The following is a 19,986-nucleotide window of genomic DNA, read 5'->3' as shown; positions in this document are numbered from 1 at the left end:
AGTTTTGGTCACGGCGCTCGACTTGCTACATAGTGGGCTGAGCAAAAAGTTAAGCAACAATGAACTAAGCGCACTCAGGTGAACCCGATTAGGCCCTAAAAATTCAGCGTCAGCGAGGCGCTGATGGTGCGTCCTAAGATCGGCCGAGCATAGTAATAGTCGTATCCTGCTTGAACATCGTTGATGGCCCGCGGGTTTCCTTCGGTTAACCCGAGCTCATCACTGATATTTGTCGCTTTCACATGCAGCGCAACCGCGTCGGTAAAGCGATAATTCACCCCCATATCGATTGTGGTGTAGGCAGGGAGCTCAAACTTATTCTCCCCATCTGAGTAACGCTCCCCTAAATGGTGAATAGTTAAATAGATATCACCATCGTCAAAGTAGTAGGTTGGCGTTAACCTAAGCTGCACTTTGGGTGTGCGCTTCACTTGCTTGCCTTCCCAATGTGCAAATGCTCCGGTAAATCCTTCCATTTTTGGGTCTTGCAACACGCCTGTCAGCTCAAGCTGTAAATTGTCATGCGCCTGCCACACTGTTTCAAACTCAAGACCATCGGTGACTGTATCTATGGTTTGGTTCGCCACCTCACCATCGCTGCCGGTAAAATTACGTTCCACTAAGTCATTAAATTTAGTTCTAAACAAGGTCAGTGATGCGCCAATTGAATCACCAGCATAGCGAGCACCCAACTCGCTAAAGGTTAGATTAACGCTGTCATTAAAATCGGCATCAACCCCAGAGTGAATATTCTGACCGAAGCTCATTAACCTTGGCATTTCGAAGGCGTCGGCATAACGACCAAATACTGACACGTCATCTGAGAAGGTATAATTGAATCCCACCGTCCATGCGGTTTCGGTTTCGCTACGAGTTTTTGACAGGAATTTGTGTGACGGCATATCGACGTAATTGTTGGCAAGATTGTTATCTATGTCATTACCAGCGCTGTCAAAAGCGCCCGCAACAGGCTGTGCAAATGTGGTTGCGGAGGCGGTGCTATCTAGCTCCAACCACTCAATCCGTACACCACCGTCAATACGAAGGTTATCGGTTGCTTGATATTGTTCATTAATAAATAAAGAGTTGGAAGTACTGGTACCAAAAGCGGTTGCCTGACCCCAACCAGGAGCATAACCTGTTGAGCCATGGTCGGTTAGTTGACCAACCACTTGCTGATTGCTGTTAACTGCAACAATATCGAGTAATCGAGCATTGTCTTTTACTTCCGTTAAAAACTGCGATTCCCATTTATCAACTGGCAAGGAATCCGCATCTACATAGGCAAATAACCACCCTATGGTCAGCGTGTGCTGATCACCTTCATAGGTGAAATTGAGCTTATTAACAAACTGCTCAGCATCGTAGCGCGAATAAAGCGGGTAGCTTGTGGTGACTAAGCCGTTTCCGTTTAAATTGCTAACATCTGTCAGTATTTCACCACTATCGACGTATCGGTACCGTGCGGCAACGGCGCCATCACTGGCAAACTGGTCCAGCATATTTTGCACATCTTGCTGCCCAAGTCGGGTATTGGCATTGACGAGCGTCGAGTTATCGAAGTTAAGCAAAATATACATGTCGTTTTCAAACTGTGAGTAACGGCCAGCTGTATTGAGTAGCCAACGGTCGCTTAACTCCCAATCTAAGTGATAGCCTAGGGTACTAAACTTGGTATGCTGCCCATCTTTAAGGTCTCGTGTTTTATAGCTGCCATCAGGCTGTAAATAGTGTAAAAAGCGCTGACCATTACCAATCAAGGTGCCATGCTGTGGGTCAACACCAGCAATGCCTTTAGGGTCGCTTTGATCTCTAAGCGGAATAGGCACAAAGAAAGTGGTATGGTCATTGAGGTGTTTGGCAGACAGCGTGAGTTGGCCTTTATCGAATTCACGCACTAAATTGAGTCGAAGTTGACCGCCGTGATCTGCGGTAAACTCTGTGTCTCTCACACCATCAGAACGACGATAAGAGCCACCTATCGACATTTTCCAGTTGTCACTAATGGGTGCGCCATAAAAGAACTCGCCGCGATACATGCCGTAATCGGCAGCAGTTAAGCGGATCGTCGCTTCTTCAATATCATCCGGTTTACGGGTAATAAAGTTTACTAACGCCGCGGGGCCATTTGTGGTCAGTAGGCCTGAGGTGCCCCCACGAACCGCTTCCATATGTTCAATCGTAATATCTTGACGCTGATAAAAATCAACCCAAACGCCGTCGTACACCACAGGTAGCCCGTCTTCTTCAACGCCAATGTAACGGAAGCCTTCACCGCCACGTAGTCCTCTAGGCGCAACATTATTGTTGGTTTCACCACCTGAATCTTCAACCCAAAAGCCTGGCACGCTTTCCAATAGATCCGCCGTACCTAGCGGTGCTTCTCGCGCCAACTGCTCGGCGTTTAATGTGGTAATTGAGACCGATGATTCCAATTTAGTCTGGCCGCGCCCACCGCTGCCAGTCACGACAATTCGCTCAAGGTCGAGTAGTTTCTTTTTTTCTGTAGTTTCTTGCGTCTCTTTCGCTTGTGCAACCGCAGTGTGCGAACCCAATAACGCGCCACTGATAGCAAGCGCAATAAGATGTTTGTTATAACGAGATGTATTATTGCTCATGGTATTCCCTTCATTCTTGTTGTTGGCAGAGCAAGTGAGTGAAGCTCTGTAAATCTATAAACGAACGAAGGGAAAGTTTTAGGAATATTTTTTTGATAAATTGATTTACCGAATTTTAGTGCGTACTTAAACATTTCTGTACCCAAATGATTTTTGGTTTAAGGTTTGGCGCTTAGCACGGTAGGATCACACTTTGTAAAAAGGCTTTAACACCCAGCTTTTTACCGAGCTAATAACGCCCACATTATCACTATCTACTTGTCATCTATGTCGTTATTTAGCCACCTTGAACTTGTTGAAGATAAGCGTTCTTCTATTAACCAACATCATGATCTTACTGATGTCTTGTTTCTTATCATTTCGGCGGTGTTATCCGGCTGTGAAGGCTGGAAAGATATCGAAGTGTTTGGGCACAGCAAGCTGTCTTGGCTCCTACAGTTCAGAGTATCTAAACACGGTATTCCAACGCGACATAGCATTGCACGAATTCTTAAGACAGTAGAGACTGATTCGTTGGTTTTGGCCTCGTTCAGTTGGGTCAACGAGCAACGGTCTCAGTCAGGTAAGCCAATCATTGCGTTTGATGGCAAAACCCTGCGCGGTGCCAGTAAAAAGCGTGAGGATAACTTACACTTGGTGTCTGCTTTTGATTGCGAGTCTGGTTTAACTTTGTATCAGCGAACGGTAGAAAATAAGTTCAATGAGATACCGGCAGTTAGGGCCTTATTAGATGTGCTCGATATTTCGGATTCTATCGTCACACTAGATGCACTATGTTGTCAGAAAGCGACACTTTCAGCATTGATTTCAAGAGGGGCTGACTATCTGGTTCAGATCAAAGCAAATCAGAAAACACTTTATAAAGCAGTCTCTTCATGTTTTGAAACAGCTTTCGAAGAAGAAATGAACTTGCCTGAAGATGTACAAGTCTGCAATGGTCATGGACGTCAGGAAATACGCATCACTTATGTGCTGAAGGCCAACAATCTGCCTGAAGAGATAAGAGAAAAATGGCCTGGACTCACTTCGCTGGTCGCCGTCGAAAGGCACAGTAAGTTCGGCTCAACAACAAAAATAGACACACACTTTTATGTTACTTCAGTTGAGCCTGGTGCACAGATGTTACAAAAAGCTATCCGCCACCATTGGCACATCGAGAACCAGCAGCATTGGGTATTGGATGTCGTGTTTAAGGAGGAGGCTTGCCAGATAAGTAAGCCTATTTCGGCGTAGAATATGGCGCTGTTCAGACGGGTTGTTCGCAACTTGTAAAACAGCACACAGGACGTAAAGTTTCGATACGTAGCAAGTGTGTTCGCCAGTTTTGACGATGAATTCAGGGCAAAGCTTATTTTTGGTTAATGGTAGTTAACAAAGTATGCTCTCACCCTGTGGCGCTTAGTTTATTGAAATATTTTTAATAATATAAAATTAGTTGGGCAACTTTTTTATACTAAGAGATAAAAAATAAAATCGCCAACAGTTATTACTTCACCCTACCCTCCTAACATTTTACAATTTCAATTTACAGAATTATTCGCAACAAACTAAAAGAAGCATAAAAACTCTCAACAGTCCATAAAATACATTCACATAAATAAGGTAAAAAATACAGAACTCAGTGATTTTTCAACCTTAATTCTTTGTGAAATCCACAATAACAAAATCATAAATTAAAGTATTATTTACTTTAATTACCCTAACATTCTGTACTTGCGCACTGGTAAATCACACTAAAAATGAGGGTCTGTTCAAGCTAAAGCTGAACTAGATAGTTTACTAATTGAAATGCAGAACTCCTCTTTCAGGTGATTGGAGTGAGTGTGTTGATAATGTGATGAAACAAGGAAACACAGCCTAAAAGGAAGTGATTCTTCTAATTACTTCCTAAGTATGAATATTGAAAAACATTGTATTAAGAAACAAAAAAATATAGAGAATCATTATGAAATATAGGAAACTTGCTTTAGTAATTTTCTATTTTAAAACACCAACACCCTTAAAACAGTAGGATCAAAATTGATGTTGACATATATTTATTTATATGAGAGCCTGAAATTCCTTTGTTGTAAGTTCATAATAAAGGACTTAAAGGAAAATTATTATTACACAAAGAAAAGGATTGAAATTATGGAAAAAAGACTTTCAAATATGAAGCGAAAAGTTAAGGTAATTAACGGTGATAAAGCTTCTATAGTAGAAGGCTCTAACTTAACGTCTGTTTCGTCATCAGCAACATGTGTTTGTCGAGATAATTGTTCCTTCCCACAACCACCACAACCACCTCAGCCAGATCCTGAGAACTAAAACTAATAAAAAATTTAATATCTCTAGCGAGCGTGTAATGCTCGCTATTTCTGGAGCAGTTATGGATGATTCAACTTCGCTAATGTTACCGAAATGGGCAATTATTGCCTGTAAGCTTCCTAAACCATTTTGGACTATAGTCTCACATATTGTTGGTTCTTATTGGTTTTTTGATAGTTTGTTTATTAAAAAAGGTACACCAAAATCATTAGAAGCTATGCGAATTTTACTTGGTTTAAGAAGTTTAAAGGCTTTTAAAGGTTATTGGAGTTTGCAGGTTAACGATGCAAAGAATGTTGTATTGAACTGCTTTTTACATGAAAAGGATATCGAGCAACTTAAAGTCTGGAGCCAAAATAATATCAGATATAACAAGTATGAAAACTTTCTGGATGCCGACAATCGAAATAAGCCGATAATACTACTATTAAACTCATTTACAGTTCATTATTTAGGTTTACTAAAGAATTCAAATATAGATCGTAAAATTAAGGTCGTACAACCTAAGTTGGCTTTAGATATTCTTAATAAAGTGGGATTTTATGAAAAACTATCTATTGTTTCTGGTAATTCTATATCAGGAATCGAAGCTGATAGCAAAAGAGTTGGAATACAGCTTGTTAAATCACTGAAAAAAAATGAAATACTTGCTATGAGAGTAGATAGTCTTCCTACTCAAACTAACAGATTTGTCTTCTCAAATATATCAAATCAGAAATCTGTATTCCCGTTAAGCATTCTTGAGTTAGCTGCAAAATTTAATGCAACTATCCTCCCGTTTCATATTTTTTTACAAGATGACAAATATGTTACAGAGTTTGGAAAACCAGTTTATTTAGATAACAAGCTAAAAAATGAAGATTATGGTGTCATCTCAAAAAAACTTGATTTTGAAATGTTTAATAAAGTCAGCGAATTACCATATAAATATAGTGGATGGGCTGGTTTACTTGATAAAATTAGGCTTGCTCAATCTCTCGAAGTTGAGGTAATTAAAAATGACATCTAAGCTTTTTAGATATGTTATAAGCAAATACGTTCAACAAAAAGAGGTTTTTATAATTTGCCTTTTTACATCATTCTTGCTAGCCATGCTACTGCTTTATTTACCAAGCATTCTTCAGTCTTTAATGTCTAAAAGCTTTTCTTATGTAGATACGAGAACATCTCTAGTAGCATGTACTTACCTTATATTTATGGGAGGGGTCGCAAATATTAATTTCTATTTTTCTTCAAAATTATCGAGTGAAATAGGAGCCTCAATCCAAATAGAGTTCATAGAAAAGTGGTTAAAAACGCCTCCAATTGATAGAGAGAATCACCTACCTAAACCAAACTCTATATTTTTGAATGATATTTCAATACTATCTGTAGCAATTGGAAATTCAATAATACCAATTATTTTTAATTTTTCACTATTGCTTTTTTCATTACTATTCCTTTCTTTTATTTCCATTTCACTAACAGCTGTAATCATAATTTCTATATCTGGATTAGCCTTATTAAATCTTTTCTTAGAGAAAAAGATTGAAAACCTTACAATAATTCTTCAAAAAACAACAAATCAGGCAACAGAAAGAACTTTAGAATTGATAAATAAAGTTGATTTGATTCAGTCATTTAATGTGATAGATAGTGAAATTCGCAACATGACTGATTGGCAAAAAAATTCACTCATAGCTCTTTACAAGAAAAATCAATTTCAGGCAGTATTTGGAGGGGGGTTGTTAATATTTTCTTTAATCCTATTGGTCCTACTTATAAATTTATCTTCTTATTTAGTTTCTATTGGAAACATATCAACAGGATCAATTATTGGATTTGTTAGTTACATATTATTAGCGGGAAGATCGTTCAACCAATTTTCGTCAAACTACTCCTCAATCAGGAGAGCAAAATGCTCTTTTGATAATATCAATAAATTTATATCTCAAGAATTTAAAGTAGAAAAAACTCAAATAAAACATTTTGAACACAATATAACTTTCGAAAACGTTAGCTTTTTTTATCCTAACTCTGACTTTCACATTAAAAATTTATCATTCAAATTTAATAAAAATAAAATATACTCTATCGTTGGGCAAAGTGGCTCTGGAAAAAGTTCCTTATTGAATTTAATAAGAGGGTGTAATATACCAAATGATGGCAGTATCGTTTTTAACGGTTCGTGCAGTGGATATTTTGAACTATCTCCTTTTATCAATTATTTAGGATCAGAAGCAATTTTATTAAATCGCAGTATAGAGCGAAATATTTCACTTTCAGGTAGGTGTGATGAAAGCTTGATTGAACTCATGCTGAGTAAGCTTGGAGAGAATAACATAGATATCTATGATGAAAAATTAACTTGCGCACTCTCCACAGGGCAGAAGCAAAAAGTTGCATTTGTTAGGGCTATCTTGTCAAAGAAGCCAATTTTAATTTTAGATGAAGCTACAGCTGTTTTGGATTCTGAGTCAGAACAGGAACTTTATAAGTTAATTAAAAATAGTAAATTTATAAAATTAGTCATTATCGTTTCACATCGATTATCCTCAGTTAGACATGCTGATAAAATTATAGTTATGGATAGAGGTAAATTTATAGAATCTGGAAATCATGAACTTTTGGTAAAAAGGAAAAGAAACTACTATAAAATTTTTGAAGAGCAGATGAATGACGCAATTGAAACTTAATCACCGGCTTGAGCTGTTTTTAACCTACACTTTTTTAATAGTTGATTTTTTTGGAACATTATATATTTCAAAAAACAATTACTCCATAATTTATATTACCATTGTTTCATCATCGCTATTAACTTTTATTTTTAGAACTAAATTGATAAACATATCAGTTATAATCTTAGTTAAATATACAGTTGTTATATTTTTCCCACACCTCTTCACCTGGCCAATCCATTTAATTTTTCCACTTTTGGCGTTTGTAGTAATAACTTACTTTAGCGAAGAAAAAGAATACTATTTGAACTTCACCATTTACAAGCAAAAAAAAGGATTTTTTTTTGGAGGAGCAGTTTTATTTACATCTATTTCATCCTTATTTATATGGGCTTATAACTCAAATTCTGATATTGAGCTTTTAAATAAGATGATCCCAGACTTACCTTTTACACAACTTTTAATTACTGCCTTTTTATTTTCAATTGCAAATGCATTTCTTGAAGAATGGTTGTTTAGAGGAGTTTTCCAAGAAACTCTATTAAAATTAAATTTTAGTTTCAACTTATCAACTTTAATTCAAGCTTCCACTTTTGCTATTGCTCATTATAAATTCGGATTTCCTAGTGGAAATATTGGCTTTGCAATGACTTTTATATATGCTTGTACTTTAACTCTTCTTGCGAGGAAAACAGGCTCACTTTTCATACCGTTATTAATCCATATATTTACAGACATTGCTGTATTTTATCTTATAGTGAATATTTAAGATGTTTAAAAAAAAATCAAAAAAGAACAAGGCAATAGCTATGATATCAATAGTGAACAATGTATCCGAAAAGGATACTTTGAATATGCTTTTTAAGATCAGGGCGCTACCTTCAAATAGCCATGAAATTAAAGCTATTATTTTACGAATCTCGAGTTCAGGAGGGAGTTTAGGGGCAGCAGAGAGTTTAGTTGAAGGTTTACAGTTTGTTAAGCAAGAATTGGATATACCTGTTATTGGGCTTGTAACGGATAGTGCTTTATCATCTGCTTTTTATATCGCGATGGCATGTGACAAGGTAGTAGCCTCTCCTTCATCTCTTATTGGAAATATGGGAGCGATATATAGGAAATTTAATATATCTTCCCTCCTAGAACAACTTGGGGTTGAGTATGAAGTTGTAAGTAGTGGGGTTGAAAAAGACTCTCTAAATTATTTTTCTACTAATAAAGATGAGAAGAGTTCTATCACAACCGTTATAAAGAATAACCACGATAACTTTATAGATAGTATAAAGAAGTTTAGACCCATTGACATTAACAGGTTGAAAATATTAGAAAATGGAGAAGTTATAAATGCAAAGATAGGCCATGAATTGGGTTACATAGACTATTTAGGTGGGTTATTTTCAGCAATTAAAATTGCGTGTGAATTAGCACAAGAGCCCTCATTACCAATAATATCACTAGACACTTCACTATCAAAAACAAATGGAGTAAGTATATTTAGGAAACTTATAAACGGAGTTATCAATGATTAAATTTATAATTTTATTTTCAACTTTGCTATCTGCATTTTTATTAAGAGCCAATGAAGGTCACATTGAGTATAAACAAATTATTGAATCCACTTCAATTAATTTGTTATTCGACCAAGATTTAAGAAAATTTAATAAACTTTCTTTCAAAATAAGGTTGACACCAGAAGACCAAAAACTTAATAAAAATGAACTAATACTAACTTTAAAGGGAGTTGATTGGGAGCGTAAATTCAATGCTGATTACAATGGAAATATAGAAATGGAAATTTCAGAAAATTTATATAAGAAGAATCCAAAAGCATATTTAAATAAAACAGGTAAAGGTAGAGTTCACATTGGGCTAGACATGTTGATAAAAAATGATAACTCAAGTACACTAAAAGCTAAAGAAGTAACCAAAGCTATTTCCCAGTATAATCAAGCGATATCGGAAGCTGGTTTTATAGTTAAAATGATGGCACCTAAGCTGACTAAGATAAGGATTAGATTAATTAACGAGGGAATCTGCACAATAAATTATTCAAATATGCACTCAACAACACTCGATAATAAAATAGATCACTATATTAATATTGAAAGTTTTGAAAAAACAAAGGACATTAGTTGTTCTAGTGGATTTTATGCAATATATTTGGAAAATTAATAACGAAAAAATAAACTATAGTTCCGTGCTACTGCCTTAGATTTTTAACTAAATACAAGTTTATGAGAATTAGATCAGGACAAGTCAAAAACGTTAACAACCAAGTCCAAATCATCTTATTTTATCCTGAAACCAATTTAATTTGTTGAATTATTTGAAGATCTAAACGATCGTACTACAAAACATTCCAATTTGAGTGTAAAAATAAAACCAACTACACAAACACCACAAAAGCGCCTGTTTCAAATCGAGCTTATTGACAATGTTTCACCGCGTCATGCCTCCTTATCGCTGGGTAGTTGCCACTCCTAAAATTTAACCAATTTGGGCGGTAAGGTGTAGGTACGCCTCGTTAGTCGATCCTGAATATTAATATTTTCTCATCCAGACATCGACAAAGTGTTATGCATTTAGCAGATGATGCACTCGGGGCTTGAATTTGCGTACAATTAAAGAAACCGTTAAATTTAGTTTTGACCTAATCTTCGCCGTTCTATGCTCATATGGGTACTGAGAATCGGGGTGATCTCGGGCTCTGGGGCCGGAGCAAAAAGGTGGTTGCCTTGGATAAGGTGACAGCCATTGAGATTAAGAGACTTAGCTTGCAACGCGGTCTCAACACCTACCGCTACACATTCTACATCCAAGCTCTTTGCCATCTGTACAATCAGTTTTGCAATATCATTTTGTGAGGCAACCGACTGAGGGGTAGCAAGGAAAGCCGGTGGAATTTTAATGGTTTCAAACGTGAGCTTCTGCAAGTACAGCATGCTAGTATGCCCGACACCAAAATGATCAATTGAGATCCGCATACCGGTTTGCTCTAATTCCGCCATCACTTCCGGTGCTTTATCAAGTAGCTCTATCAGGTCAACTTCTTTGATTTCTATTTCAATTTGCCGAGATGGCAACTGATGTTGCGCAGCCTGCTCCATAAAGTTTTTTATTACGGTTTTATTGGTAAGTTCAGCAAGCGAAAAATTAAAGCTAACCACGAGATTATCGTACTCGTAAAACCATGTTTTCATCGCCTGAAAGGCCAGTGCTCTGAGCTGTTGCCCAATTTCTACCATCAGATCGCCATCACATGCCGCTTCAAAAAAGTCTTCAGGTACCAACAATTGTTCATCTTGCTGCCACCTTGCGAGCACTTCAAGTTTTTTAATCTTGCGGGTATGCGCATCGACAATAGGCTGGTAATAAGGAATAAACTCTCGATTATCTAACCCCTGAATGATCCGACTTTCTTGCACTAAACGCTGCTCCGACTCGTGATCTAGGCGTGCGTTATAAAATTGAAACTCCGTTTGTGTGGCTTTTTTAGCTCGATACATTGCGGTATCAGCATGCTTTAACAAAGCTTCCGTGTTGTCACCATCATCAGGGTAAATTGCAACGCCAGCACTCACCGTAGCTTTTAGACTAACTTGGCGCAAACAATATTGTCCATTAACGCTACTCAATACTTTACTCACCACCTTACGTACATATTTTTTATCTTGGATCCCGTCAATGAGTAACACAAATTCATCGCCTCCCATTCTGGCAACGGTATCGCACCCTCGAATTTGCTGAGTTAATCGACTCGCAATTTCTTTGAGTAATAAGTCGCCATAATCGTGCCCCAGTGAGTCGTTGATTTTTTTGAATTTGTTGACGTCAATAAATACCAAAGCAAACTGGTGACTCATGCGCTTGGCTCGTTTACAAGCCTGCACTAAACGGTCATGCAGCAATAAGCGATTGGGTAACCCAGTTAATGCATCGTGATGAGCAAGGTGATTCATTTTTTTCGCCATTAATCTCGACTCTGTCACATCTTGAAAGACCATTACAGTGCCAAGGTAGCTGCCATCTTTAGCTATAATAGGAGAGAAGGAATCTTGGATAGCAAAGGTAAGACCAAGATGATTGGTGATGGAAGTGAGTTCAGGTAAACAAATGGTATGGCCTTGCTTTAGGCAAAGTTCAGGGAATTGATTCACCGAAGCTTTGGTTTCTTCGTGATACATAGACATCACATCATCAAATCGCCGCCCGACCACTTCTTCATTTAACATCGCGAGAATGGCTTCTGTGACTGGATTAATATAAGTGATCACGCCATTTACGTCTGTACAGATCACGCCATCACCAATAGAGCTCAGCGTCACTTCGAGCAATTCCTTTTCTTCTTCTAGTGCCTGAGCTAGGCGATTTTCTCTGTTGCTAGAATTAAAATAACAGAGATACCCTGTAACGGTATCCGCGACTTTAATTGGTAAAGCAACAGGACTAATAACTTTGCCACTGTGTTTAGTCGTGCAATTACCATAACTTTGCATAACAAGCGCTTCGAACATGCTTGTTGCACCACTCTTGCCCTCACTATGGATGTTACCGCTCACAGCGATTAAATTTTCAAGTTTTAACCCTATTACTGTACTGCCAACACCCAGTATGGATTGCATTTGGTCATTGGCTTGTAGAATAACGCCATCGCTGTCTAACACCGCTTGTGGCACGGTAGAGTCATCATCAACCATAATTTTTTTAGTATCTTGAGCTTGCCACCAAAGCAGTGCTACAAACAAAAAAACTAAAGCGATGATGATGATAAAAGTCACTGGTGACAGTAAGAATAAGCCCAATTTATCGGCCATAAGCATGGTTAAGGAGAGTAAAATACCAACAACTAAGAATATCCGTCTCATTGCCTATTCAAACCTAAGTATGGTGATGATGCGTTTAGCGGTGTTTTGTACAATTATTGCCCTTACTATCGGCACTTCTACGCTGAATCTAAACTCGTTAGATAAGTCTATCGGCTGATTACGCAGTAAGTAGGTATCAAACACAAAAAGATGCTTGCATCAGTGTTTAATAACTATTGTTCACAATAGCAACGAATTCAAGTTTTTATCTGTTCTGAAAACGAAAGATTATTGCAGCAAAACTTCAGTATTTACGTGTGCTGTAAAGGGGCTTTACAGCACATCGCCTGGTTATTTAAGCTGAGGTTTGAATAAGGAATATGTCAACTAATTATTTTTAAACTCAAGTTATTTAGACCACACCGCAAATTCATTGCCGCTCGGCTCAATAAAGTGAAAGCGACGACCGCCAGGAAATTCAAATATAGCCTTGCTTATCTCTCCGCCCGCTTGCTCTACTTTGCTTTGCACGGCTTCCAATTCATCGCTGTACAACACTACGAGCGCTCCACCTTGCGCTTGTTTAGAAGACACATCGGCTCGGAAAAAGCCGCCATCAAGGCCTGAATTTGCAAACGCAATATAATCTGGCCCGTAAGATTCAAATTGCCAATCAAACACCTGCTCGAAGAAAGCTTGTGTTGCTACTAAGTCTTTTGCTGCTAATTCTACATAGTTTATATGGTTGTTCATTTTTTATTCCTTTTAAAATCTGTGCTTCATTTATGCTGTTATCGCCTAATAGAAAGCATTTTGTAGTCGCTTCTAAATCAGTGTTAAAGTGTAGGCAATTTTATTCAGCGTTTATTATTGATTGTGCGATTATTATCTCTGCTCACTACTTTAGGAACTATCACATTCATGAGTTTCATCACTTCAGCTCACGCAACAGCAGCACAAGTGCCACTGACCACTTCGCAAATGCTTGGACAAAAGCTTATGCTCGATTTCCGCTATTACTGCGGTGAAAGCAAAAGGCCAAGTGGAGATTGTAGAGCAGCGATGACAACTTTACCGCCTGAGCTGTCCGAATTAATTAGTAAATATGACATCGGTGGCGCTATTTTGTTCGCCGAAAATGTGCAAAACACCGCGCAAATCGTCAGTCTAACCAATGCTTTGCAAAGTGCGGCACAACAAAGTAAAAGTCAACTTCCTTTATTTATTGCCATAGATCAAGAAGGTGGCCGTGTTGCGCGAATAAATCGTGAACAAGCAACGTCGTTTACCGGCAATATGAGTATTGGAGCAACCTATCCAAAACAGGGTGATACTTACGCAACCAAAGTGGCAAGCGCAATTGGAAAGGAGCTAAATAGCTTAGGGATCAACGTAAACTTCGCCCCAACGGTAGATGTGAACAGCAACCCGAACAACCCGGTGATCAATGTGCGTTCATTCTCGGAAAATCCAAAAGTGGTCGCCAAATTAGGTCTTGCTCAGGTAAAAGCATTTGAGGCCGCAGGCGTTCTCTCTGCGCTAAAGCATTTTCCTGGCCACGGTGATACACATGTTGATAGCCACACGGGACTACCTCGTGTTGATCACGACCGCGACAAAATTAACCAGCAAGATTTATTGCCCTTTGCCGAGATAATCAAAGCATCGCCTCCTGGCATGATAATGACTGCCCATATTCAATATCCGGCGCTCGACAACAGTAAAGTCGTCAACTCTCAAGGTGAGAGCATGATAAGGCCTGCGACTATGTCTTATCAGATCATGACACAACTACTGAGACACGAGTTGGGATACCAAGGCGTGACCGTCACCGATGCGCTAGATATGGCTGGGATCAGCGACTTTTTTAACCCAGTCGATGCTACAATTGAAACGTTTAATGCCGGCGTGGATATCGCGCTAATGCCTATTGCTATTCGCAATCGTGCAGACATCAAACGCTTTGAGCAATATATGGCTCAGCTAGCCGACGCGCTTGATACCAATAAACTAAACCAAGCACAACTTAGCAGTTCTATGGCCCGTATCGCTAAGCTCAAGACAAAGCTGCCACAATCGAGCGCTTCTTTGGCCATTGCCAATTCAACACTGGGTAATCCAAGCCATCGTCGCTTAGAAGCAGAGCTTGCACTAGCGGCTATCACCGAAGTAAAAAATGATGGTGTATTGCCGCTCAGAGATAACGCACAAGTTGTTCACCTTATCATGCCTGACAGACAAAAATGTTTTGCACTGGAGCAAGCGTTACAAACATACAGCAAAAACTCGCTCACACTTTCTTGTACAAGCCTACAAGCCTACGACCCAAACATTGCACATGATGCAATTAAACAGGCCGATGTGATAATCGCCGCACATGCATCCCCACCACAAAGTGCGGTAGAAATTGGCGGCATGGATGATGTAAAAAAGTTACGAGAACATGGGGTGGCGCGTAATGTACAACCTGAGGCGCTGAAAGCATTACTGCACTACGGTCAGGAACTGGGTAAAAAGCAGCTATTTATCAGCCTAAGAGCACCATACGAAATTAGTACCTTTGGCCCTCTTAGTAACGCAGTATTAGCAAGTTATGCTTATAATGTAGACGTAAATCATGATAAAAAAGTAGCTGGGCCTGCCTACACGGCGCTGGCCAAAGTGATTTTAGGAATAGCGAATGCGGAAGGTTCACTGCCTGTTACAGTAAACCACTAATTGGAGGAATCTATGGATCCCAGTGCTTCTTTAAGTGCACCACATGCAATAAGAAAATTGATCAAGGATGGTGATTATACGGGCCCTACTAAAGGGTTCGTGCCTGGGTTCACACAATGTAATGTGATTATTTTGCCACAAAGCGAAGCATATTCATTCTTTCGCTTTTGTGAGAGTAATCAATCTGTTTGCAAGCTAATTATTCCGCCCAGCGAGCCGGGTAATTTTAACTTTGACACTTTGGGGAAAGATATAGACATTCGCTACCACCTCCCCAAGTATCAGATTTTAAAGCATGGCCAGCTCGCCCAAGAATGCCATAATATAGAAGAGCACTGGCGCGACGATTTAGTTACCTTTGCTTTTGCCAGTTATCTTTCTTTTGATAACTTACTCGCGCAGTATGGAATAAACCCGCCATCGGCGAATCCAACCACGCCTTTACCACTCTACATCAGTAATTTGCCTTGCAATTCAGTAGATAAGTACGAGGCGAATCAAATATTGGCGATGCGCCCATTAACCAAGCAAAATCTTATTAGTGCCATTCAAGCGGCAACACTGAGCCGACTTCCCTATGCGTTGCCACTTCATTTTGGTGAACCTAATGAGGTTGGGATCAAAGATCTTAGCAAGCCTAATTTTGGCGAGCCATTGATTTGTAAAGAGGGGCAGCTTCCGGTTTTTTGGGGTTCCAGCCTAACAGCTCAGTTAGCCATAGCAAAAGCGGCACCTGAGTTTTGTATTATGAATAGTCCACACCATTTATTGGTGACAGATAGACAAGATTTAGAGCTTGCAGTAACGTAGTAGGAAATAAGCATGTTATTAAATTGCGACTTGGGTGAAAGCTTTGGCGCTTGGAAAATGGGGTTAGACGAACACGTAATGCCGCATATCGACATGGCCAATGTCGCTTGCGGTTTTCACGCAGGAGATCCTGATGTACTCGAGCAAACACTAAAGCTGGTCAACACGCATCAAGTGACGCTTGGCGCACATCCAAGCTATCCAGACCGCCAAGGGTTTGGCCGCCGCTCAATGCAACTCTCAGAGCAAGAGATCATCAACACCTTACATTACCAAATTGCCGCAATTGAAGGGATGGCAAAGGTGCAAGACTTGACGCTAAGTTATGTAAAACCACACGGCGCACTTTATAACGATATGATGAAGTCACAAAGGATATTAAGCTGTGTTATCAGGGCCATTTCACACTATCCAAGTGAGCTTAAGTTGATGGTGCTAGCCACTGCGCAACAAGCAAGTCACCAACAACTCGCCGACGACTATAACGTATCACTGATTTTTGAAGCCTTTGCCGATAGGCTTTACACCGATGAAGGCTTACTGACTCCCCGCTCTGAAGCGGGCGCAGTACATGACAAATCAGCACTACTTGCGCAAGTTAAGCAATTACACCAGCAAGGCAGTGTTACAACTGCAAGTGGGAAGTCACTTTCCTTACGTGCCGACACCTTATGCGTTCACGGTGACAACGAGGCGAGCATTGCCTTAATTGAAGAAATAAGAAACGTGATAAATCAATAATTTGTGATAGTCTGGCCGTACATGTTTAATAAGTGAAAGTTAACTAAGCGAAAGGACTTTACATGCAGCTCACAACAGAAAGACTTACCTTAAGACCTATACTTAATACAGATTGGCCGCTATGGTTAGAACTTCATCAACAACCAGATGTCATGCGTTTCATCGGTGAGATTACCGATGAAGCTACGCTGCGTGAAAAGTTTAACCGTGGTTTAAGCGCCGGACTTGGGCAGTGGCACAAAGAAGATAACACCTGGCTCACCTTAGTGATTGAAGAAACGGCCACAGCGACCCCAATCGGGCTACACGGATTTTTAAGTATGTGGGCCCCATTTCAACAGGCCGAGTTAGGTTTTATGCTTTCCCCCGAATTTCAAGGAAAGGGTTACGCCTTTGAAGCTTCTAAAGCCGTCATTGATTTTGCCTTGCACGAATGTAATTACCACAAGCTCATCGCCACCGTTACCCAAGGAAATCATGCCTCTCACCATTTACTCAAAAAACTAGGATTTGAGCTTGAAGGCACGCTAAAACATAACTTCCAAATTAACGGTGAGTGGGTAAATGACGAGAAGTTTGGGTTGCTTAAGTAATAACAGAGCGGTACTCACCAAATGAGGGCGGATCATTTGTTTTTAAAAACACTAGATCTCCCTCATTCTAACCACTCGCTATAGCTATAACATGGGTAACACTTACGCTTCTTAGCAAGTTAATCACTATTACGCTCAGAAGGCAGATCACTCATATATTCCACAAACTCAATTTCATATCCAGCTGGATCAATAAAGTAAACGTTTTTTCGGTGTGGATGCTGCGCCCCGACTTTATCGACCGCATAACCCGCTTCGGTTAGCCTATTAACGACACGCTCGATACTTTGAACCACATAGGCAAAATGTGCCAAGCCGACTTGGTGACCTTCGAGTGCTCTGTTGTGACCCTCACCGTGATCGCTAAACGCTATATAATGATAGTCATCACCAAAGTGCAGCCATGTTCGTGCTTTGCCGTACCACTCGCCTTGCCCTTTGCTTCTAACTTTCCAGTGAGGAAATGCGGCGCGATAAAAGTGAAGCACCTCTTCTAGGTCGCTAACTACCAAATTTACGTGTTCTAAGTACATATCATCCTCTTCATTATAAATTTCGTTAACTGCTGGCAACGATAAAACCGCAAGCTAAGTTGAGGTAAAGCACTTTTTATAGATTTTTAATTTGTTCACCGCAAAGAGTTGATTAAGCTGCAATATGGCGCATAGTGGAAATGATAATTAGAAACAGGATGAGTCATGAAATACTTTCTAGCAGGCGTCGCTATTGCAAGCTCAGCTTGCGCTGTGCAAGCCGCATCGCTTGAGCCAACCGATATATTTAATCTTGAATATGCTAATCAAATTGACATCACCAATGACGGTGACAAAGTCTTCTTCGTGCGCAACCGCATGGATATCAAAAGTGATAGAAAAGTCGGTAATATTTGGTCTGTAGACCTTGCTACCAATGCAATGCAGCCAGTTACCTCTGGATTGCACATGGATTATTCTCCTGTGCTGTCGCCTAGTAATGATCGCATCGCTTTTGTTTCTACTCGCGACGGTAGCAGCCAAATTTATGTGAAATGGTTAGCAACCGGTGCCATTGCCAAGATCAGCAATTTAGCTCATGGACCATCAGGACTACATTGGTCACCAGATGGTAAAAGCTTATACTTTAGCCAGTTTGTTCCCAGCCAAAAGGCACCACCGATATCTGTTACAGGAAAACCCAAGGGGGCAGAATGGGCAAAACCACCCGTATTTATCGATGAGGTATATTATCGCGCCGACGGTGCTGGTTATACCGAACCGGGCTTTAATCATATTTTCAAAATTGACGCCAACGGTGGCAACGCAAAACAGTTAACCTCAGGCAACTTTGATCATGGCGGCGAACTGAGTTTTGCTGATGACGCAAAGGCACTGTATTTTTCGGCTAATCGCCACAAGGATAACCAATTAAACCCAACCAACAGCGAAGTCTATAAGCTAGACCTAAACTCGCTTGAAATCACAGCGGTAACTGACCGAGTTGGCCCAGATAATCACCCAGAGGTGTCACCTAATGGCCGCTATCTGGCTTACCTTGGTTATGATGATAAAAAAACCAATTACGAGAATAGCCTACTCTATGTCAAAGATCTCAAATCAGGCGAAACCAAAACCTATGCAGCCGATTTAGATAGAAGCCTTGCCTCTATCACTTGGGCCGACAACAGCCGTGGCGTCTATGTAAGTTACGACAGTGAAGGGAAAACCACACTTGGCTACCAGCCGCTAAAAGGGCGTTTTGAGCAGATAACGGATGCCATTGGTAGTGTTAGTTTTGGTCGCCCCTATTCAGGTGGTGACTATGCCATCAGTGATCGTGGACTAGTGGCTTTTACACTTGCAGATACCCAGCGCCCTGCCGATGTCGCAATTGTAAAACGCGGCGAGCCAAGACCAATTACAAAGCTTAACGAAGATGCCCTTGGCGATAAAACACTGGCAAAAGTTGAAGAAGTTTGGCTAAAGTCGACACATGATCAACTGCCAATTCAAGCTTGGGTCGCCTACCCTCCTGGGTTCGATAAATCTAAAAAGTATCCGCTCGTACTTGAGATCCACGGTGGCCCAGTTGCGAACTATGGCCCACATTTTAGCGCCGAAGTACAACTTTTTGCCGCCCAAGGCAGCGTCGTGCTTTACATGAATCCACGAGGCAGCGACTCCTACGGCAAAGAGTTTGCTCAAACTATCCACCATAACTACCCAAGCCATGACTTTGACGACCTAATGACAGGTGTCGATCACCTGATTGGCGAAGGCTATATAGACAAAGACCGCTTGTTTGTTACGGGCGGTTCAGGTGGCGGCGTACTCACTGCGTGGACTGTCGGTCACACGGATAGATTCGCAGCAGCGGTCGTGGCAAAGCCGGTGATTAACTGGTATAGCTTTGTATTAACTGCAGATTTCTATCCATTTTTTGCGGACTACTGGTTCCCAGGAAAACCATGGGAGCACATGGAACATTATATGAAACGCTCGCCTATTAGCTATGTGGGTAATGTAAAAACCCCAACCATGCTACTGACAGGTGAAGCGGATTATCGTACACCAATTTCAGAAACCGAGCAGTATTATCAGGCGCTTAAGCTACAAGGTGTAGAAACAGCTATGGTCAGAATTCCAGATGCCTCACACGGAATCACCAAAAGGCCATCCAACCTGCTAAACAAAGTGGCTTATATTCAGTGGTGGTTCGACAAGCACGATCCGAAGAAATAAACGGGATCCCAACCAAGCCG

General features: G+C 40.2%; 14 protein-coding genes and 1 pseudogene. 11 read left to right on the top strand and 4 right to left on the bottom strand.

What is annotated here, in order from left to right; translation table 11 throughout:
* Nucleotides 1–95: 95 nt before the first annotated feature.
* Nucleotides 96–2,618: a TonB-dependent receptor gene (locus ABMY45_RS04145; RefSeq protein ID WP_349288447.1), complete on the bottom strand. Its 2,523-nt coding sequence runs from the start codon at nucleotides 2,616–2,618 to the stop codon at nucleotides 96–98.
* Between the two features lie 267 nt (nucleotides 2,619–2,885).
* Here ABMY45_RS04145 and ABMY45_RS04140 point away from each other — a divergent pair.
* The 6 genes and pseudogenes from ABMY45_RS04140 (at nucleotide 2,886) to ABMY45_RS04115 (ending at nucleotide 9,754) form a co-directional block, all read left to right on the top strand.
* Nucleotides 2,886–3,980 (top strand): annotated as a pseudogene (locus ABMY45_RS04140) (ISAs1 family transposase).
* 1,006 nt (nucleotides 3,981–4,986) lie between these two features.
* On the top strand, nucleotides 4,987–5,934 hold the full coding sequence (locus ABMY45_RS04135; protein ID WP_239420944.1) for a hypothetical protein: 948 nt from the start codon (nucleotides 4,987–4,989) through the stop codon (nucleotides 5,932–5,934).
* Nucleotides 5,924–7,600, top strand: coding sequence for an ABC transporter ATP-binding protein (locus tag ABMY45_RS04130; RefSeq protein ID WP_349288446.1), 1,677 nt, complete (start codon nucleotides 5,924–5,926; stop codon nucleotides 7,598–7,600). The genes ABMY45_RS04135 and ABMY45_RS04130 overlap by 11 nt, the downstream gene beginning before the upstream one ends.
* Nucleotides 7,581–8,351, top strand: coding sequence for a CPBP family intramembrane glutamic endopeptidase (locus tag ABMY45_RS04125; protein ID WP_349288445.1), 771 nt, complete (start codon nucleotides 7,581–7,583; stop codon nucleotides 8,349–8,351). The genes ABMY45_RS04130 and ABMY45_RS04125 overlap by 20 nt, the downstream gene beginning before the upstream one ends.
* A gap of 1 nt (nucleotide 8,352) precedes the next feature.
* Complete coding sequence (locus ABMY45_RS04120; protein WP_349288444.1) at nucleotides 8,353–9,111, top strand: S49 family peptidase; 759 nt, start codon at nucleotides 8,353–8,355, stop codon at nucleotides 9,109–9,111.
* The gene (locus ABMY45_RS04115) at nucleotides 9,104–9,754 is read left to right on the top strand and encodes a hypothetical protein (RefSeq protein ID WP_239420958.1); all 651 of its coding nucleotides are present in this window, start codon (nucleotides 9,104–9,106) and stop codon (nucleotides 9,752–9,754) included. Before ABMY45_RS04120 ends, ABMY45_RS04115 begins: the two co-directional genes overlap by 8 nt.
* 467 nt (nucleotides 9,755–10,221) lie before the next feature.
* Here ABMY45_RS04115 and ABMY45_RS04110 read toward each other — a convergent pair whose 3' ends face one another.
* Both ABMY45_RS04110 and ABMY45_RS04105 read right to left on the bottom strand, forming a co-directional pair.
* Nucleotides 10,222–12,447, bottom strand: coding sequence for an EAL domain-containing protein (locus ABMY45_RS04110; protein WP_349288443.1), 2,226 nt, complete (start codon nucleotides 12,445–12,447; stop codon nucleotides 10,222–10,224).
* A gap of 348 nt (nucleotides 12,448–12,795) precedes the next feature.
* The gene (locus ABMY45_RS04105) at nucleotides 12,796–13,140 is read right to left on the bottom strand and encodes a VOC family protein (protein WP_010603872.1); all 345 of its coding nucleotides are present in this window, start codon (nucleotides 13,138–13,140) and stop codon (nucleotides 12,796–12,798) included.
* A gap of 168 nt (nucleotides 13,141–13,308) precedes the next feature.
* On the opposite strand from ABMY45_RS04105, the gene ABMY45_RS04100 reads away from it, so the two are divergent.
* The 4 genes from ABMY45_RS04100 to ABMY45_RS04085 all read left to right on the top strand — a co-directional run bounded on the left by ABMY45_RS04100 (nucleotide 13,309) and on the right by ABMY45_RS04085 (nucleotide 17,249).
* A complete protein-coding gene (locus ABMY45_RS04100; RefSeq protein ID WP_349288442.1) occupies nucleotides 13,309–15,105 on the top strand; it encodes a glycoside hydrolase family 3 N-terminal domain-containing protein in 1,797 nt (598 codons plus the stop codon).
* Nucleotides 15,106–15,117: 12 nt separating this feature from the next.
* Complete coding sequence (locus ABMY45_RS04095; RefSeq protein ID WP_206471777.1) at nucleotides 15,118–15,915, top strand: DUF1445 domain-containing protein; 798 nt, start codon at nucleotides 15,118–15,120, stop codon at nucleotides 15,913–15,915.
* Nucleotides 15,916–15,927: 12 nt separating this feature from the next.
* On the top strand, nucleotides 15,928–16,656 hold the full coding sequence (locus tag ABMY45_RS04090) for a 5-oxoprolinase subunit PxpA (RefSeq protein WP_206471776.1): 729 nt from the start codon (nucleotides 15,928–15,930) through the stop codon (nucleotides 16,654–16,656).
* Between the two features lie 62 nt (nucleotides 16,657–16,718).
* Nucleotides 16,719–17,249: a GNAT family protein gene (locus tag ABMY45_RS04085; protein ID WP_102058294.1), complete on the top strand. Its 531-nt coding sequence runs from the start codon at nucleotides 16,719–16,721 to the stop codon at nucleotides 17,247–17,249.
* 119 nt (nucleotides 17,250–17,368) lie between these two features.
* Here ABMY45_RS04085 and ABMY45_RS04080 read toward each other — a convergent pair whose 3' ends face one another.
* Nucleotides 17,369–17,782: a VOC family protein gene (locus tag ABMY45_RS04080; RefSeq protein WP_174169629.1), complete on the bottom strand. Its 414-nt coding sequence runs from the start codon at nucleotides 17,780–17,782 to the stop codon at nucleotides 17,369–17,371.
* A 165-nt stretch (nucleotides 17,783–17,947) separates the two neighbouring features.
* On the opposite strand from ABMY45_RS04080, the gene ABMY45_RS04075 reads away from it, so the two are divergent.
* Complete coding sequence (locus tag ABMY45_RS04075; protein WP_349288441.1) at nucleotides 17,948–19,966, top strand: S9 family peptidase; 2,019 nt, start codon at nucleotides 17,948–17,950, stop codon at nucleotides 19,964–19,966.
* Nucleotides 19,967–19,986: the final 20 nt, after the last annotated feature.

It is taken from the genome of Pseudoalteromonas sp. XMcav11-Q (assembly GCF_040104525.1).
Taxonomy (GTDB): domain Bacteria; phylum Pseudomonadota; class Gammaproteobacteria; order Enterobacterales; family Alteromonadaceae; genus Pseudoalteromonas.
The sequence above is the reverse complement of the archived record's forward strand: the minus strand, read 5'-3'. Positions and strand labels throughout refer to the sequence as shown.

Bases quoted from the DNA above. Each gene is read 5' to 3' on its own strand.
- ABMY45_RS04085 (WP_102058294.1), top strand. From the start codon at position 16,719: ATGCAGCTCACAACAGAAAGACTTACCTTAAGACCTATACTTAATACA.
- ABMY45_RS04135 (WP_239420944.1), top strand. From the start codon at position 4,987: ATGGATGATTCAACTTCGCTAATGTTACCGAAATGGGCAATTATTGCC.
- ABMY45_RS04130 (WP_349288446.1), top strand. From the start codon at position 5,924: ATGACATCTAAGCTTTTTAGATATGTTATAAGCAAATACGTTCAACAA.
- ABMY45_RS04075 (WP_349288441.1), top strand. From the start codon at position 17,948: ATGAAATACTTTCTAGCAGGCGTCGCTATTGCAAGCTCAGCTTGCGCT.
- ABMY45_RS04080 (WP_174169629.1), bottom strand. From the start codon at position 17,782: ATGTACTTAGAACACGTAAATTTGGTAGTTAGCGACCTAGAAGAGGTG.
- ABMY45_RS04100 (WP_349288442.1), top strand. From the start codon at position 13,309: ATGAGTTTCATCACTTCAGCTCACGCAACAGCAGCACAAGTGCCACTG.
- ABMY45_RS04125 (WP_349288445.1), top strand. From the start codon at position 7,581: ATGACGCAATTGAAACTTAATCACCGGCTTGAGCTGTTTTTAACCTAC.
- ABMY45_RS04120 (WP_349288444.1), top strand. From the start codon at position 8,353: ATGTTTAAAAAAAAATCAAAAAAGAACAAGGCAATAGCTATGATATCA.
- ABMY45_RS04115 (WP_239420958.1), top strand. From the start codon at position 9,104: ATGATTAAATTTATAATTTTATTTTCAACTTTGCTATCTGCATTTTTA.
- ABMY45_RS04105 (WP_010603872.1), bottom strand. From the start codon at position 13,140: ATGAACAACCATATAAACTATGTAGAATTAGCAGCAAAAGACTTAGTA.
- ABMY45_RS04145 (WP_349288447.1), bottom strand. From the start codon at position 2,618: ATGAGCAATAATACATCTCGTTATAACAAACATCTTATTGCGCTTGCT.
- ABMY45_RS04090 (WP_206471776.1), top strand. From the start codon at position 15,928: ATGTTATTAAATTGCGACTTGGGTGAAAGCTTTGGCGCTTGGAAAATG.
- ABMY45_RS04095 (WP_206471777.1), top strand. From the start codon at position 15,118: ATGGATCCCAGTGCTTCTTTAAGTGCACCACATGCAATAAGAAAATTG.
- ABMY45_RS04110 (WP_349288443.1), bottom strand. From the start codon at position 12,447: ATGAGACGGATATTCTTAGTTGTTGGTATTTTACTCTCCTTAACCATG.